The 15,859-nt window shown below is 60.2% G+C and carries 12 protein-coding genes and 3 pseudogenes; 8 read left to right on the top strand and 7 right to left on the bottom strand.

Annotated elements, in window-relative coordinates; translation table 11 throughout:
* Positions 1-211: 211 nt before the first annotated feature.
* Together ABIB80_RS34730 and ABIB80_RS34725 are read right to left on the bottom strand one after the other, a co-directional pair.
* Positions 212-472, bottom strand: coding sequence for a hypothetical protein (locus tag ABIB80_RS34730; protein WP_007601725.1), 261 nt, complete (start codon positions 470-472; stop codon positions 212-214).
* Positions 469-600: pseudogene (locus ABIB80_RS34725) on the bottom strand (SOS response-associated peptidase); the annotation flags it as partial. The gene ABIB80_RS34730 and the pseudogene ABIB80_RS34725, both read right to left, overlap by 4 nt.
* A gap of 404 nt (positions 601-1,004) precedes the next feature.
* Between ABIB80_RS34725 and ABIB80_RS34720 the strand changes: the two are divergent.
* Together ABIB80_RS34720 and ABIB80_RS34715 are read left to right on the top strand one after the other, a co-directional pair.
* Positions 1,005-2,711 carry an ethylbenzene dehydrogenase-related protein gene (locus ABIB80_RS34720; RefSeq protein ID WP_354129117.1) on the top strand — a complete coding sequence of 569 codons (1,707 nt, stop codon included), beginning with the start codon at positions 1,005-1,007 and terminating at the stop codon, positions 2,709-2,711.
* Positions 2,712-2,858: 147 nt separating this feature from the next.
* Complete coding sequence (locus ABIB80_RS34715) at positions 2,859-3,869, top strand: 2Fe-2S iron-sulfur cluster-binding protein (RefSeq protein ID WP_219681336.1); 1,011 nt, start codon at positions 2,859-2,861, stop codon at positions 3,867-3,869.
* Positions 3,870-3,899: 30 nt separating this feature from the next.
* On the opposite strand, the gene ABIB80_RS34710 is transcribed toward ABIB80_RS34715, so the two are convergent.
* Entirely contained in the window at positions 3,900-4,703 is an 804-nt protein-coding gene (locus tag ABIB80_RS34710; RefSeq protein WP_219681333.1) for a substrate-binding domain-containing protein, read from the bottom strand.
* Between the two features lie 371 nt (positions 4,704-5,074).
* Between ABIB80_RS34710 and ABIB80_RS34705 the strand changes: the two genes are divergently transcribed.
* On the top strand, positions 5,075-7,564 hold the full coding sequence (locus ABIB80_RS34705; RefSeq protein WP_007601719.1) for a bifunctional diguanylate cyclase/phosphodiesterase: 2,490 nt from the start codon (positions 5,075-5,077) through the stop codon (positions 7,562-7,564).
* 597 nt (positions 7,565-8,161) lie between these two features.
* Here the strand turns inward: ABIB80_RS34705 and ABIB80_RS34700 are convergent.
* Together ABIB80_RS34700 and ABIB80_RS34695 are read right to left on the bottom strand one after the other, a co-directional pair.
* Positions 8,162-8,671 carry a hypothetical protein gene (locus ABIB80_RS34700; protein WP_219681331.1) on the bottom strand — a complete coding sequence of 170 codons (510 nt, stop codon included), beginning with the start codon at positions 8,669-8,671 and terminating at the stop codon, positions 8,162-8,164.
* 357 nt (positions 8,672-9,028) lie between these two features.
* Positions 9,029-9,265: pseudogene (locus ABIB80_RS34695) on the bottom strand (DDE-type integrase/transposase/recombinase); the annotation flags it as partial.
* Between the two features lie 1,379 nt (positions 9,266-10,644).
* On the opposite strand from ABIB80_RS34695, the gene ABIB80_RS34690 reads away from it, so the two are divergent.
* Both ABIB80_RS34690 and ABIB80_RS34685 read left to right on the top strand, forming a co-directional pair.
* Entirely contained in the window at positions 10,645-10,815 is a 171-nt protein-coding gene (locus ABIB80_RS34690; RefSeq protein ID WP_354129116.1) for a hypothetical protein, read from the top strand.
* 34 nt (positions 10,816-10,849) lie between these two features.
* Entirely contained in the window at positions 10,850-11,062 is a 213-nt protein-coding gene (locus ABIB80_RS34685; protein WP_009859263.1) for a hypothetical protein, read from the top strand.
* A gap of 104 nt (positions 11,063-11,166) precedes the next feature.
* Here the strand turns inward: ABIB80_RS34685 and ABIB80_RS34680 are convergent.
* A pseudogene (locus ABIB80_RS34680) lies at positions 11,167-11,367 on the bottom strand (cold-shock protein).
* A gap of 386 nt (positions 11,368-11,753) precedes the next feature.
* A complete protein-coding gene (locus tag ABIB80_RS34675) occupies positions 11,754-12,053 on the bottom strand; it encodes a hypothetical protein (protein WP_219681330.1) in 300 nt (99 codons plus the stop codon).
* Between the two features lie 308 nt (positions 12,054-12,361).
* On the opposite strand from ABIB80_RS34675, the gene ABIB80_RS34670 reads away from it, so the two are divergent.
* The 3 genes from ABIB80_RS34670 (at position 12,362) to ABIB80_RS34660 (ending at position 15,215) form a co-directional block, all read left to right on the top strand.
* Positions 12,362-12,754 carry a hypothetical protein gene (locus ABIB80_RS34670; RefSeq protein ID WP_354129115.1) on the top strand — a complete coding sequence of 131 codons (393 nt, stop codon included), beginning with the start codon at positions 12,362-12,364 and terminating at the stop codon, positions 12,752-12,754.
* 1,721 nt (positions 12,755-14,475) lie between these two features.
* Positions 14,476-14,790, top strand: coding sequence for a septal ring lytic transglycosylase RlpA family protein (locus ABIB80_RS34665; protein WP_311985810.1), 315 nt, complete (start codon positions 14,476-14,478; stop codon positions 14,788-14,790).
* Between the two features lie 170 nt (positions 14,791-14,960).
* Positions 14,961-15,215, top strand: coding sequence for a hypothetical protein (locus ABIB80_RS34660; RefSeq protein WP_354129114.1), 255 nt, complete (start codon positions 14,961-14,963; stop codon positions 15,213-15,215).
* Positions 15,216-15,859 lie beyond the last annotated feature (644 nt).

Genomic DNA, 15,859 nt, shown 5'->3' with positions numbered 1-15,859 from the left:
GGGCCGCTCCGCCGGCTCAATCGAACCAGCGAAATTAAACTTTCCACGGGCGCCGGGTCCTAAGGCGCGCGGACTGCACCCAAAGATTCCTAGCAGTCGTCGTCCAAGCATGACATGATGATTCTTAATTGCGTTTCGGAGGGAAAGCCCGATGCGCCTTGCATTGCCTTATCTCGGAATTGGTCTCTGCGCGTCACTGGCGACGTGGTTGTCATTCACGCTGATCTATTGACTGAGCAGCCCGTTCGACAGCCGTCAGCAGCCGCACGTAAGTCCCACTTTCGTGCAGCTCGAGCCAACCCTTTTCAACAGCGCACCTGATGCCGGCGCCGAACCCGGTACCTTTTCCTTTGAGTGTATAGAGGAAGGGATAATTGATCTTCTCGATGTGGATGCGGTCGTTGATCGGCTGCACGCCTGCGGCGAGTTCAAGGAGTTCTCGTGCGTAGGGACGTGCCTCTGTGTGTTTCATGCAGCAGTTCGATCCTCTTTCACCCCTCGTGCCACGATTCGCAGCGCACCGTCTGCAAGAGGACGCTGTAGGCCCTTGGCTTCATCCCATGTCGCGGTCATCCACGTCTCTCCGTCTGGCTTGGTGTAGGTCAACGGTTTCTGCCGAGGCTATGATGGACATGGTCTAGCCACCCGCCGTCTTGGCTGCTTCGGCGACCACGTCCATCTCGCCAAATCCCCAATGCTTCGCCTGATTGCCTTCGCCAGCAGGGTGTCCCCAAGGGGGAGCAAAACTGCCCGCCAGAAATCCCACGGACCTCGCGATGCTCGCGCCTTCTCGAATGTCCAGAGGACAGCCAACTGGGGACGAATTGTCGCCAAAAGAGCGATCTCGCCAGACTTGACAACTTGCTTATGATATCGCGGAGGTAGTTTATTCGCAGCTGTCCGCTTTTCCGGGAGAGCGAGAACCGGACGCTGTGGCTCTGCCGGTTGACCAGGGTAAGCTTTACGCAATGAAAAATGACACCGCTCGAACGAACGCCGACGCCTTGACCGAGAGAAGCCTCGCTCAAACAAAGCCTCACGATGGCCCGCCACGCACGGATGTCGGGACGATAACGCTCCATTGGGCGACCGCCCTCGCGTTCGTCGTCAGCCTCGTTACCGGCCTACGCATCGCAGCGGACGCGCTGCACGCCCCCTTCTCGAAATGGCTCGCTCCCGTCCTGCCACAGGGCGAGATCTTCTCCTGGCATTTGCTCGCCGGACTCGCCGTCTTCTTCTGCGGGTCGGCCTACGTCGCCTACCTCGCGCGCAGCGGCCTCGTCGAGCGCAACAGCCCCAAAAAGACGCGGATTCTCGCGATGCGCGCTCCGGCTCGCCTCAAATGGGGAGCTGTCAACGTCATCCTGCACTGGTTCGTCTATGCGCTCGTGATCTTGCTCACGGCGACGGGCGTCATGATGTATCTCGGCTATGGCGGCTGGTGGGCTTATCTCCACTCGACCGCCGCCTTCGTTTCGCTAGTCTATATCTTCGCGCATGTCGCCGCGCATTATCTCTATGGCGGGTGGCCGCAGATTTTCCGCGTGTTTCGGCCCACCCCGCTCGCGATCACGAAGGCCGTGCGGCCGCGGCCTCTTCTCGTCGCCGCGGCAATCGGGGTGGCAATCGCGTGCGGCGTCGCCGGGCTCGACTGGGCGACGCGCGATACGCTCGTCATCGCGCGGGTGAGCGACGCGCCCAAGCTGGATGGCGCCATGGGCGATCCCGCCTGGTCGCGCGCGCGCCCGGTCTTCATCCGCGCCCAGCAGGGTGCCAATCTCAGCGGATCGGGCGAATCGCTCGTGGAGGTGCGCGCCCTGCACGACGGGCAGAAGATCTATTTCGCCTTCCGCTGGGAAGATCCCACCCGCTCCCTGCGCCGCATTCCGATCATCAAGAAGGAGGACGGCTGGCACGTCCTCGACGAGCGTGCGGGCCTGCAAGACGCCGTCGACTTCTACGAGGACAAACTGGCGGTTATTTTCTCGGATAACCCATCGCTCGGCGGCGCAGGCGCGACGGATCTCGGCGCCAACCCGCTGCCCGGCAAACCGATGCCGATCAACGGCCGGGGCTTCCACTTCACGACGGATGGCAGCTACATAGACATGTGGCAGTGGAAGGCGTCGCGCGGGGGCATGCTCGGACGTGTCGACAGCCAATATATCGGCCCGCCCTACGCCCCGACCCTGGACGAGCAAAATTACGATGCCCGCTACCAAGGCGGCTATTGGAACAAGCCAGGTCGCTCTCTTTATTCGTATAATTTCAAGTTCATCCACAGGGACGACAAGGGGCCCGTGACGGTTCTGCGGCTTCCCAAGGACTGGACGGCGCAGGTCGCAGCGCTCGGCAAATTCGATCTCAATCCCGACAGCAGCGACGACGAAAACGGCCGCTGGTACATGTTCGACCGGGAGAGCGAACCCTACGCTCCAGAGGCCGACGCGAGGATTCCCGTTGGCACGATCTTGCCTGGCGTGATTATTGCCGGCGACACCGAAGGAGAGCGGGCCAATGTCACCGGCGTTTCAAAATGGAGCAACGGACATTGGACGCTCGAGCTGACGCGCAACATGAAAAGCGATGGCAGATATGACAAGGCCTTCGTGCCAGCCCGCGATCTCTACATGTGGGTCGCTGTTTTCGACCATGCACAGACGCGGCATGCGACCCATAACCGCCCGGTGCTTGTCGTCACGGAGAAATAGCCACCTCACGGGCGGCCGCGAGCTCGACCGGAGGGCACCACGGCGTCACTGCGCTGAAGCATGGTTTCGCCCTCATCCTCGCATCGCATTCTGGCGCGGCGAGCAGCGGTCTGCTCGCGGAAATTCGCGGCGCCCGGAGGCCTCGCGATGACGAGGCATTGTCGGCTCGTCCTCAACGGCAAGCTCGTCGAAGCCCGCTCCGGCGAAAGCCTGATCGATGCGGCGCTCGGCGGCTCGATCCTGATTCCGCACGACTGCAGATCGGGACAATGCCAGAGCTGCCGGGTGACGGTGGTGTCGGGCTCGGTCGATGACGGCGGCTCAGGCCACGGCCGTACTGTGCTCGCCTGCCAGGCCGCGGTCGCTGGCGACGCAGAGATCGAATTCGAAGAATTGCCGCTGCCGATGAAGCGGGCGTGCGCCGTGACCGAGATCAACGAGCTCTCGCCAGAGATCGCCGAAGTCGTGCTGACGACCTCAGCGCCCCTCGAGTTTCGGCCGGGCCAATATGTGCGCGTCAAGTTTTCCGGCTATCCTGCGCGCGAGTTCAGCCCGACCTTCAGACTCGATGGTACCTTCAAGCAAGCCGAACTCGTCTTCCACATCCGGCGCCAGCCTGACGGCACCGTGTCGGGGCAGTTCGGCAAGGCCATCAGGCCCGGCCATGCGGCGCATGTGCAAGGCCCGTTCGGACAAGCCTATCTGCGACAGGGCCAGGGGCCGCTCGTGCTGGTCGCCGGCGGAGCAGGCTGGGCCCCGATCTGGGCGCTGGCCCGCTCGGCGCGCTCGACCCAGCGCAACCGCGAGATGGTGGTCGTCGCCGGCAGCCGGGATGCCGACAACCTCTATATGCTTCCCTCGTTGCAGTGGCTGATCGACGACGGTGTCCGCGACGTCATTGCGACGACGGAGGTCGGATCCACCCTGCCGATCAGGCCCGGGCGCCCGTCGCACTACCTCCCCTTGCTCGGGCTGGACGATACGGTCTACGTCGCCGGCCCCGTTGGTCTCGTCGATACCGTGAAGAACAAGGCGCGCTCGGCCAATGCGCAATGCTACGCCGATCCCTTCCTGCCGAGCTCGCAAACCTCATCGCTGATGGACAAGGTCACCCGTCTATGGCGAAGCCGGGAGCAGCCTCATCGTCCCGGTCTGTGAGCCGACGCGGAGCTCAGCAGCGCCGGCGGCTCACGGCTTGACGGGTAGACTACCGAGGCTGATGATGAGGTCGGCCGCCTTCTGCGTATCGGCAAAGCGTAGAAAGGCCAAGGCGTCCGGATCCTGCAACGTCCTCAAATAGATCAGCGCCAGCACCACGCTCGAGGGATAGTCCGCGTCGGTCGGGTAGTGACCATCCACGCGAAGCACTGTGAGCCCTTGTTCCAACGGCCGCGAGAACGGGCCGAAGCCGACCGCGCCTTGAACATCGCGAACCGTTTCGATCGCTTCCTGTGTGGTGGTCGCCGTCTTCGATTTCTCGGTGATCTCGAGATCATGCCAGCCGGGCATGCTGGCCCGCAGTACGGTGAGAGTGCTGTCCTGGTCCTCGCGCCGCACGACGCGGATGCGCAAATCGGCGCCGCCCAGCTCCTTCCAATTCGCGAGGCGGCCCGAATAGATCGCAGCGAGCTGATCGCTTGTAACGGCACTCACCCCACAGGCGGGATGGACGATGAAAGCCGATGGCAGGCGGGCGATCGCCTTGTAGACGATGCCGGAAGCCGCTTCGGCGTCGGTCAGCCGGCGTGCGACGCGCCCCAAGATCGCCTTGCCGGACCCCACGGCCGCGATGCCTCCGCCAGAACCGATGCTCGGCGGGACCTCGATCCGTGCCGATCCTTCCTGCTGCATGAAGCTCATCGCGATGACGCGCAGGACATCGATGCCATCTCCAGTCCCGACGATGTCGAGCCTGGGTATTTCGGCGCCAGCGGCATTCACCCCCGCAAGGCAGAGGCCCAGAATTGCCGCCGTTATCCTCGAAAATGCCATGGCAGACCCCTTCGAACCACGAGGTGCGCAATCTGGCAAAGAAACCTAAACCATCTGTTGTCGCAACGCCGTCCATTCGGAATCAACTGTGGCGGACAGAAGCGCAAAATTTGATGGTTTCGAAAAACCGATTGTTAATTACTCACCCACAAATAGCCGGTAAATAGACGATATTGAATGCTTCGCTCGCCTAATGTCGCCCTGGAACACGCTCAGGGGCCTCAGCGAGCGACATTGACCGGCCCCGCAAGTTCAGGGTGCTGGCGGTGGCGGCGATTGATACGGATTCGGAAAAGGCATCGAGGGCGCCACCCCGCTGGCGTCGTTGGGCCGTTGCGTCCGGAATTCCGGGCGTCCCCTCGTCTATCGCCATGCGCCTTGTTGCCGTCGTGCTCGCGACCGGCGTCCTCGGGCTCGGCCTCATCGGTGGCTCGACGGCGCTACGCCTGCAGCAGCAACTGAGGCACCAGGCTGCGGCACTGGGTGAACTCTCGGAAGACCAGCTCGCTCATCGCCTCGACGGCGAGGCGCAGTTGGCGCGAGCGCGAATCGAGGCCCTAGGCGCAGAAACCGCATCTCGCCTGCGTCAGATCGCTCAGCGCGCCGATGTCGCCAAGGCCGTCGCCTCGAACAACGATGTGACCATCCGCGAGCTGCTCAGCATCGTAGCTTCGACCTCCGGCTTCGAAAGGCTGATCGCCTTCGACGGAAGCGGTCGCGTGATCGGCGCCAACACGTCCCTCGACCTACTCGCGCTGAACCAGGCGTTCGAAGGTACCGCTCTCTCTATCAATCTCAACCCGATCCTCAAGGACAATAGCCGCTCGCACCCGCAGGGTGAGGAAGGCACTTATGAGCTCAAATTGGGTGAGTTGTCGGCGCTCGGACTGCCGCAGCGCCAAACCATCGCGCACACCGCGATCGAGCCCGTGTTTGACGACTTTGGCGACCTCGTCGGCGCGCTTGCCGCGATCCGACCGCTCGGCCGCACGGAACGGACTCTCGAGAACTTCACCTCGCTGGCCAATGCCGGCGTGGTCATTATCACGGGTGACAGCGAGATCGTGTCTTCCGCGGGGCCTCAAGGGGCGAGATTCAGCGGCGCCAGGACGCGTTTGGCCGGGCTGCAGCGCTCGGATGACGGCAACTACGTCGCGCGCTGTGTCGATTACGAGGCGACGCTCAAGGTGTGCACGTTTGCGAGCGCATCGCTGGTGACGACGACACGCGATCAGATGTTCCAGATCGGCGCATCCCACACGCGTTCGCTGATGTGGCAGTTCCTGGCATCCGCGGCGCTGGCGCTCGGTGCCTTGGTCGTCGCGCTATTGGCCGCCGTGAGGCACCTCACGAAAGGACTTTCAGCGCTGGCCAAGACCGCCCAGGAAATCGCGGGTGGCAATCTCGACGTTCAATTCCGCGCAACGGGCCTCGGTGAGGTCCGCGGCCTTGGCCTCGCATTCGAGCAAATGCTGACGCATTTGCGGGCCAGCACGCGAAGAATTCGTCAGCTCGCTTTCTACGACACGGTGAGCCGCATTCCCAATCGGGAGAAGATGCGCATCGATGCGCCGGCGCTCATCGACGCGGAAGAGGGCGCAGCGCTGTTCTTCCTCGACCTGGATGGCTTCAAATCCATCAACGACACTTTCGGGCACAAGGCTGGCGACGAACTGCTCAGGATGGTGGCCGAGCGCTTGAGCAATTTGCTGACGTCCAAAGGCGCTGCCGGCAAATGTCTGCTCGCCCGGGTCGGGGGCGACGAGTTCGTCGCCATCATCGCTGGTATGAAGACGGTCGCAGCCGCGAGCCTCAGTGCCCGCGAGATGATCGAGACGCTGCAGGTTTCCTTCAAGCTCCAGAGCAACCATGCGACCATCGGCGTCAGCATCGGCATTGCGATCTGTCCTACCCACGGCACAACCTATGACGATCTCCTGATCCGTGCCGACCTTGCGATGTACGTCGCGAAGAGTTCGGGACGCAATACCTGCGCGTTCTTCACTCCGGATCTCGCAGAGATCGCGCGTGCGCGCCATGCGCTCGAAACCGACCTCGCTTTGGCGATCCGCAATGAAGAGCTCGTCGTCCATTACCAGCCCAAGGTGTCCTGCAGGGATGGACGCATCCTAGGGGTGGAGGCGCTGGCGCGCTGGCATCACCCGAAGGAGGGCGACATTCCTCCTGCGCGCTTCATCAAGATCGCGGAAGAGATCGGCCTCATCATGGAGATCGACCGCTTCGTGCTGAGGCGCGCGCTCGCCGAAATCGGGGGCTTGATCCGAGCCGGCTCGAATCTCGTGCTCGCCGTAAATGTCGCAGCGACGGAAATCGAAGACCCGCTGTTCATCAGGGATATCATCACGGCCGTTCGCGAGGCCGACTTCCCGCCGCCAAAGCTCGAGATCGAGATCACAGAGTCGGTCGCGATGCGCAATCCTGACGTCGTGCGCGAGAGAATAAGCCTGCTCAGGCAATTGGGCATACGGTTCGCAATGGACGATTTCGGAGCCGGCTATTCGAATCTTTCGACCATGGCGAGGCTCCCCTTCGACGCCGTGAAGCTCGATCGTACGCTCGTAACAGGTGTCGCCGACGACCGCGAAAAGCAGACGATCCTTCGTCTGGCGCTCGGACTTGCGGACGAATTGGGGTTCGAAACGGTCGTCGAAGGCGTTGAAACGGCCGAAGACCTTCAGTTCGCGGCCGAAAACGGCGCGACCATGGCGCAAGGTTATCTTTTTTCTCGGCCCTTACCGCTCGAAGAGTTCGCTGTCCTGCTCCAGCCGCGCCGTTTGGCTTCGGCGTTCGAAGTGGTACCCAGGCGAGACGGAGCGGAGCGGAAGACCATGATCCGCTGAGGCGTCGGCGACGATGCCGGCCCAAACGGCCCGCTCACGAGGTGCCGCGTTGCGTTCACGCGACCGGCTGGAGTAAAGTCCCCGCACGACGAACTTCCAAGTCGGTCGCGACAACCTCCGATCCGCCTACGAAGCCCGACATCGATCCGCGCTAGAGCGCTCAGCGCGATATTCAGCTAGCTTACGCAGGAGTTGCCGGCCGCGAGGTGATCGTCACCGTAACTGCCGCCTTGACGCATCGGCTTAGCGTAGTGTCTCCAACTGATAAGCTTTGCGCCCAAAGCTTATCAGTGCCGACAAAATTACCCCTGCAGCAACCCTGAGGTTGTCGGCAAAGCGCTGGACGCCTCGGCGCGTTCGGGACCAGGGGTGTCTTGTCAACCTTGCTGAAATCGCTCGTTTTTTTTCGTTCCCGTCGCGGGCAATCTACGGTCCTAGCCACGATCAGTTTCGCAGCCTCTCGACCGTAGTTTTCCGCCATCTCGCGCAATGCGCCGGCCTCTCTGGGCACCCTGCTCTCCTCCGCCAAATCCAGGCAGATGCGCTCCATGCGCGCGAGATCGTTGATGTCGTGCTGATGTCGCCCCATGCCGGTGATCAGACTCCGGCCTGCACCAAGCCGTCAAGGGTTGCCACCCGGAAATTTCCCAATATCGATTTCGTCGAGCCAGCCGGATGATCTCGAAATGAAATCATCCAAGCCAAAGCAGTGGACCGAGAGCGAAAGAGGCTTGCCGCGATGGCACGTCGGCGCGCCGCGTCGGAAATTGCGGCAGTCCTCGGGCGGCATACCGGATCGGTGAAGCGGATGGCGCGAGAGATGGGATTGCTCCTAAAAAAATAGAAGCGGCTCCTTTCCTCTACATGCTCAAGAGAAGCGGCACAGAGTTCGGTGCCGGCATCAAGTATGCCGTCGAACGCGGCTGGCTCGACCTGCACGAGAGCGGTACCTACGTGCGGCTGCTGACACCTGGCGATGATTTGCTCGGTCAATAGAGCAGCGTGAAGGACAACCACGCCGCGAGTGACGCGCAAAGACAAATCCCGAGATAAGGCAAAACAAGGCGCATCGGGCTTTCCCTCCGAAACGCAAATATGGATCATCATGTCATGCCTGGACGACGACTGCTAGGAATTTGGGTTGCACCGCGCTCCTTAGAAGCCCCCGCACGGGATGTTGCTTGAAGATTTGCTGGCTCGCCGCCCTGAGCTGGCGGCTCGGCCCCGGCCGACCCAAAAGCCCCCTGAAGCCGGGGCCGTCTCTCGCGCCGTCCCGCAGATAGTCGGCCCCGTGCCTAGGAGATCCGCACCTGAATCCGCAGCACGAGGACCGAGCGTCGGCACTGCCGCCGACCGCCGGCCCATCGTGCATGCGCATCCGTGCGACGCGACAAGCTATATCGGGGGCGGCCTGACCAATGCCGGTTTGAACGACAGCGAGCCCGCTCTGCAGCGAACACCGGACGTATCGCCCCAGGGGGAGCCATTGTCGATGTAGAAGGTCTCCGGCAGGCCGTTGCGGCGAAAGGTATCGGTCAGATGCCCCCGCACGGCGGAACGCTGCTCGTTGACGCATGCCTTCAGACACACAGCATAGCGCGAGTGATCGTCGACCATGGTCAGTGGATGACAACGCCTCCCGCTGGCAAGGGGCATGTGGCCCTTGAACTCCATCTGCCACAGCTGATCGGGCGCGTCCTCTCAGTGAGCCGACTGCATCTGTCGTTATTGGATCCACAGCGAAGGTTGCGGCCGGTTGCCGCCGCTCATAGCGCAGGGCGTCACCTCTCCTGCGGAGTAGGGCGAAGGCGAGACCTTCGGTGCAGCCTTCCTGGCGGGCTACACGGGACGAAATTCGCCTCAAAGCCGCTCTGATGTTGGCTGCCATATCACAATAAATCGGGCTGCTGAGACGGGCCGATGAGCATCTAGAATTTCTCTTCTCGATCTTTTGCCTCTTCATCCGTCGGCAAAAGAGAATCCGCCGGCAGAAAGGCGCAACTGAGGGGCACCTTCCTTATATCTCTCTCTCAATGCTTAGCTGCGAGGAGTCTTGTCTTCTCGGCTGAGCAGGCCAAGCCGTCGCTCCAGCTCTTGCTTCTTGGCCACGAGCCTCACGGCAAGAATGTCATTAACGACTGTGTGGAGTTGCCACAGCTCTTCAACCGACATGCTCTCAAACGGCTTCCGTTCCATGAATCCCCCGACTCACGTGTTCCCATAGCCTGGGCTTACAAGCGGGAGCCGGCAACTCTTTGTCGGTTGAGCGCGGAAGGTTATCTACCGTGACGGCGAGTGTGCGATTTTTCGGAAGCTCGCCGGCTCGACCTTAACCGGTAGCGTCGCAACTCAGCTTGCATTAATCGGTGTCGCAACACGCCCAATTCTGCAATCTGATGTTCTAGAAAGGCGACACGTTGATGCAAGGCGATAGCGGCATAGGGGATACGATCAGAAATACTCATCACGACCTCAAAATAATAAGACCGCAAAAACATCTCGACAATCTGAGCATTACACCAGACGATCGGCACAATTGCAAGGCGAAGCCCTTTCGCGCCATTGCACACAGCCGGCAGAGACGTGAGCCACGGGTTGACGCTTTGAAGGAACAGAAAGGCGCGCGGATATTTAATTCGCGCTAGCTCGCCCAAGCTGGCGGAGCGGCCCCGGCGTACCCAAACTCCCTCAAGCCGGGGCCCTCACTCCGATGACGCGTGGAGACGCCGCGTCACAGCTCAGCAGGTGGCGCACGAGCCATCAGGAAACGGTAGCAGAGGCCATTCGCCCGCGGTGTCATTTGCGGCCTCGGGCTCGGCGTCGATTGGCCCTCTTGCCGAAGGACGCCACGCAGGAGGCGCGCCCGGCTCGCGATCATAGGGGTGCTGGTCGGAAGGCCCTGTGCTGCTGAAGTGCATAGACTCTATCGAGGGCATCGTGCACCCCGCGCTCTTAATATTTCACAATTAAATAGTTAATGCATATATTAAATAAATTAAATATTTGACTTCTTCAATCACGAAATGGTTGAATAGGTTTGTCCTACCGGCGCCCGTGAGCGCTTTTTGAGGCCAGCGACCATGTCCTTGGCATTCCCGCACTGGCTGATGATCGCAGGGGCCCTGCTGCTGGGCGCCGGCTATATTGGTGTCCTCGCCAGCGGAAAGAAAGCGAACAGAGTTGATCGACCTCCAGGCGAGCCGATCGATCTGCCGGCTTTGCCGCTCCTCAACTCTCATGACCCGCAGTAGCTCACGCGCGTTCCCCCAAGAGCGAGGGTTAGCAATGGCTGTCAGAATTGAATGGGGTCCGCTTGAGGCGATAACGAACGTCCGCAACGAAGCGTGCAAGGCCCGAGACTTCATCATCCACTCCCATGATGGACACGTGCAGGGGCAGATTGTCGTGCCTGACGACGCCGATCAGTTCGTCATGGGGGCATGTGAAATCCGGCTTCTCGAACTGCTAAAGGACGCCATCAAGGAACTGGAGCGGTGAAAGCGCCGAAGATCGCAGCACCAAAGCGTGTACTCAATTTCGATACACGTGATCAACGCGCCCGGCCCGCCGGCGCGAACCGGCGGGCCCTGTCCCAGCCACGCCTACAGTCTCAGATTACCTGCGGACTGCTTGCCCCGATCGCTCACGATCTCGTAGCTCACCTTTGCACCTTCTGCCAAACCACTGAAGCCAGCCTTCTACACTGCTGATATGTGGACAAAGACGTCCTTCCCGCCGTCGTCGGGCTGAATGAAGCCATAGCCTTTGGTCGCGTTGAACCACTTCACAATACCTGTTGCCACGCGCGTCTCTCCTGAAAAATGACCGTGGCAACATGACAGAAGCTGATAAAAACGAAAAGCCCGCCAACTTAGGACTTAGTTTAAAAATGACCGCTTATACTGGGACAGGCGTCATGTTGCCCACATGAGGAAGGCAGCCAACGTGAACCGGCGCCTCCCGTGAATTTCCAACGATGGACCAGCAGGGAACGAACACCTCAATAGGGAGCTTGAGAATCTTGCCGGCTCCCCGCGGAGCTGGCGGAGCGGCTCCGGCCACCCAAAAGTCCCCCTTGAAGCCGGGGCAATCTCACTGCTGGGCGCGTACACAGTCGGGACGAACTCGTCGGCTTGGAAATGGCCGTCAGTGTGAACCGGCGAATTTTGTTGCAATCAAATGCGACGCGCTAACGCACTGAGCGCAGATAATGGTCTTGTCGGTTGGCGCGGTTCATCTCAGCGAAGGCCTTCCCCAACTCTTCCGCCGTATGCTTCGCCTTGAAATTCTCCCATGCGACCATGAATCGCCCCTTCGCTTCATCGAGCGAGCCAGCTTCCCCGAACGGCGGACCGGGAAGCGTCACGATGCACGTCCACAACCAGAACCCCGGGGAGCGTTCGTTGGCGTAGCGGATGCGCCCGACTAGCTGCCGGTCCTCGTGAACCGTGTAATCATCCAGGCCGATCATCCGCAGTGTCAGAGGCATTGTGGCTTGCCGCAGGGTAGAAACGAAAATAAAGCGCGGCGGATTACATTGTGCCAATTAAACCTCGCCTGACCTGCGCGGCGAGGAACCCGTGTCCTCACGGCGCCGTTGCTGTCTCGCTAGCTCGCCCAAGCTGGCGGTGCGGCCCCGGCGTACCTCAAGAGCCAACCCTGAAGCCGGGGCCGTCTCTCCGCCATCGGTCTTTTCGGAGCATATGTTGTTGCGCGGCGCACAACGCAGGTCCTGCCGCCGTAACTCCAGCTTGCGTCACGACCGCGTGCACGAAACCGTTTCGAGCCTCACACGGAATGACGCTGAAACAACGCCCTCCAAAACTGAACGGCATTGACGTCCTCTCGAGGAGGGTAATATGCGGAAACTATTTTCGGTGCGGCCTTACTGCCGATCGCATTCGTGAGGTGTTCAACGATTATCTCGGCGGCCCTTTCTGCAGCCCGGGATGGCAAGGCCGCAACATTCTCCGAACGCTTTGCACCCGCGCTGAAGTCCGCCTCGAGCGGCTAAATGCATTCACAGCCCTTGTGAACCTGATCTGGCGACGGCTTGCTTACATGAAACTGGCGGGCATGCGGCCAAAGCTCGTGAGCAATGACGAAAAGGCCGGTGTGACCAGCGGGTCATTTTTCCACTTCCACAACATAAAAACCCGCCGACCGTACGACGGGCGGCGAGCTGACTGAGACGATCATGCGCGATCGCGTGCCGCTTCTCATCTACTTTCAGTTTCTCGCGTCAGTTAAAGCATCACGAGAACAATAAAAATTGCGATTTCAACCAGTAACACCGCTGCTGTCATAGGACGAGAAACAAGTCAGCCATGCGTAGCATGATCCGCCTCAGCATCGGCCAAGAAACGGCCCCTCACACCTCATGGCGTAAGCAGGGGCGGGATGCGGGAGCCGTTTCTCGGTAGCCAGACGCGTTCGTCCGGCGCCAGGCACTCTCACATTATTCAATTTCAAATATTTATCAACATTTAATTTCTTTTTCGTTTCTATATTTTAATTAATAGCGACCCTATGCTTTAAAATCGCCAGCTTGCGTTAGAGCGAGCGCATCCGCCGTTCCCCATCCTTTGCTGCCTCGCAAGAGAGCAGGACGTATCCGCGGACAAACGCGTGCCGGCTGCTATCGCGCATGGCACGGATTGGACCGAGCGTTAGGCTTAATCGCCTCAATGAAAGTCAATTTGGATGTGCCGTCTACGCCACTACTTCTAGTGATCTGCGTCTCTCCGGCCAATGTTTGGCCACCTCTCTGAACCAATTGAACATCTCGTTCAAAATTCCAGCGGTCTGAAGCGCCACGAGCATCCATCGCGGTCCCTTCCGCCTGAGGCCGCGCAAATCCGCTCGCAGCAGCAGCGCCAGCGCGGCTGGAAGCTTTACTCCTTCCATGCCCCGGCATTGGGGCTTAACCCAGTTTGGAGTTTGCCGATCTGGTCTTCGGTCTGTCCGTTGGACCAGGACGTCGGTAATCGCTGCGCTGACGGGGGCCTTGTCCTTGATGACGCCGTTGGCGAAAGACACGACTAGGCTTGCGCATGCTCGTTCCAACGATGATTCAAGCTCTCCGTGAGCCTTCTTGCGGATCATCGCACGGAAACCGGCTATGATTTCTCGAGCTTCCACCAGGAGAGGAATGCCTTGCATAGCGTATCGCGGCCATTGGTCATCAGCGCGCGATAGGTCTCGCGGACGGTACGCGCTGCAGGCTCTGAGCATTGGACATTTCGGCACGCCAACGGCGTGTCCCCATTCGGCAACGATTCGCACCGGGCTAAATCCCTGCGCCTTGAGGCAACCCCACAGGTCGGCGCCATTATAGTGACCAGCGGCCCACTGAACATCGAGCCATGGCAGGCAACGTACGGAGCGTCTTAGGTGGGTCGCGGCCTCTCGCCCCACCAAACTGTGGCGGTCCGTTCAATGTCCTCCTCGTGTCTATAATCAGGGCGAAGACATTCACGCCACTGATTGAATCCCTGCACGTACAGGCGGTGTTGACGCTCGCTTCGCCAGAGAGCTCTAGAACTGATGCCGTTAACGTGGTGCGTTGCAGCGAGCTATCTGCTTGCTGCGCTGCGTCTACGTTCCGCCATGGGTAGTACATCACCTTTCTACATATGAATCGGGGATGTGCCGGAACGTGCGTTATGAGTTTGCATTGTTTCTCTGTTTTGTGATTTGTAGCGAGGTCGATCATGCGTCCGCTTTCTGGAATGATAATGATTGCAGCGGTCTCAACTTGGACGGGGCTTCACGCAACCCCTGCCGTCGGGCAAACATTCAATGACAGATGGTCCATCGTTCCAAAGGCTCACGCGGAGCCCGCTCCTGAAGGACTCGATCAGACAAAGAAGGAGGAGCCGCAAGCGCGGTCTCCGAACGGACAAGAGCCCTTGAAAGATCGTTCAGGGGCTCAATCCTTCAATCGATTCATTTCCGGAAAAGCCTCCTACTATTCCTATTCCAAAGGCAAGACAGCGAGCGGTTCATCGTTTGATCGGAATCTACTAACCGCGGCGCACCGCCGTCTGCCGTTCGGCACGAGAGTCCGCGTCACTGATCTTGAGACGAATAAGTCGGTGGTCGTTCGTATCACCGACCGCGGACCATGGGTCCGTGGCCGCGTCCTCGACCTCTCGCTGGCGGCCGCGCGCAGCTTGGGGATTACAAATCGTGGCGTTGCTCAAGTTCGTGCTGAGGTGTTGTAGCAGACGTGCATTGCCCTGCGAAAGCACGCAACCGCCGCCCACGCGCCCGTACGTCAATAGTCCGGCTTTTGGCCTGAAACGAATTTGCCGTGTCTCTAAAGAACCCTGACGCTATCGCGGCCCTCATATCGGCCCTTAGGCTCGTCCACGGAGACGAAGTCGCGCGAACCATGCTCCAGGAAGGTATGAGCCTCGCCACGCTGATCGACACGATGTTCTCCGCGCCGATAGCACATCGCGATGCCGTTCGATACGTCGCGAGTGCCTTAGATGACTTCGCCATTACACCAGAACTTGGCCCGGTCTGGCATCTTCGTTACCTGCATGATGATCAGCCCGGCTCATTTCGCGTCGTCGATTTGGAGATAGCCACGCCGGCCGGTATGCTGTCTAGCAACGACCTTTGGCTTCGGCTGCCCGTCTAACTAGCTCCCAAGCTCTGCAAGGCCGGACCGTGCTTCTACGATTAGCCGGAACCCCCTGCCCTACGTGCCGGCCTTGTAGGTCTTGATCGTGCCGGCCGGTATGTCACAGCATGAGAGGGCGCCGCTGCAGCTCATCGATGCCCTTTCTCCGCAGGGCTGCGTCTTTACATGCCATGGCCTGAGCCCAGCTGGCCGCGATGATCCAACTGCTCCCCCGCCCGTTCACGTCGGCGAAATTGCGAGATCGGTGACGCCGAGCGAGGCCTGAAATCTTGATTGCACTTGCATCCTGCGTGCAGGATGGCAGCTCTCTTAAATCCGCGAGGGATCGACCTTCCGAGCACGAACGCGACGAAGAGCGACTGCAAGGACGATTTTAGAAGCTAGCAATTGAAACCGGCGTGTGCAGAAAGTATTCGCAGTTGAGCGGCGCGAGGCGTGCGAAAAGGACACTATGCCTGTCGAAGTCGCGAGAGCCCAGCAGGACGAAGAGGTTCACATCCTTGCCGGCGGATGCCCATAGTGGCATCACGTATTGCGATTTGGCCGAGTTACCGTAGTTCATTACCGTAGCTTATTTCTAGAACCGTCCAAGGCTTGCGAAAAGTGAACATCTTCGCGAGGGTTTAGCGCCCACAGTTTGG

Source organism: Bradyrhizobium sp. i1.15.2 (assembly GCF_040548425.1).
Taxonomy (GTDB): domain Bacteria; phylum Pseudomonadota; class Alphaproteobacteria; order Rhizobiales; family Xanthobacteraceae; genus Bradyrhizobium; species Bradyrhizobium canariense.
The sequence above is the reverse complement of the archived record's forward strand: the minus strand, read 5'-3'. Positions and strand labels throughout refer to the sequence as shown.

What these genes read in the sequence shown, in the direction of transcription:
- ABIB80_RS34675 (WP_219681330.1), bottom strand. Translation starts at nt 12,053, where the DNA reads ATGCCTCTGACACTGCGGATGATCGGCCTGGATGATTACACGGTTCAC.
- ABIB80_RS34705 (WP_007601719.1), top strand. Translation starts at nt 5,075, where the DNA reads ATGCGCCTTGTTGCCGTCGTGCTCGCGACCGGCGTCCTCGGGCTCGGC.
- ABIB80_RS34700 (WP_219681331.1), bottom strand. Translation starts at nt 8,671, where the DNA reads ATGATGATCCATATTTGCGTTTCGGAGGGAAAGCCCGATGCGCCTTGT.
- ABIB80_RS34670 (WP_354129115.1), top strand. Translation starts at nt 12,362, where the DNA reads ATGACGCTGAAACAACGCCCTCCAAAACTGAACGGCATTGACGTCCTC.
- ABIB80_RS34685 (WP_009859263.1), top strand. Translation starts at nt 10,850, where the DNA reads ATGGCTGTCAGAATTGAATGGGGTCCGCTTGAGGCGATAACGAACGTC.
- ABIB80_RS34730 (WP_007601725.1), bottom strand. Translation starts at nt 472, where the DNA reads ATGAAACACACAGAGGCACGTCCCTACGCACGAGAACTCCTTGAACTC.
- ABIB80_RS34710 (WP_219681333.1), bottom strand. Translation starts at nt 4,703, where the DNA reads ATGGCATTTTCGAGGATAACGGCGGCAATTCTGGGCCTCTGCCTTGCG.
- ABIB80_RS34715 (WP_219681336.1), top strand. Translation starts at nt 2,859, where the DNA reads ATGACGAGGCATTGTCGGCTCGTCCTCAACGGCAAGCTCGTCGAAGCC.
- ABIB80_RS34660 (WP_354129114.1), top strand. Translation starts at nt 14,961, where the DNA reads ATGCTCCAGGAAGGTATGAGCCTCGCCACGCTGATCGACACGATGTTC.
- ABIB80_RS34690 (WP_354129116.1), top strand. Translation starts at nt 10,645, where the DNA reads ATGTCCTTGGCATTCCCGCACTGGCTGATGATCGCAGGGGCCCTGCTG.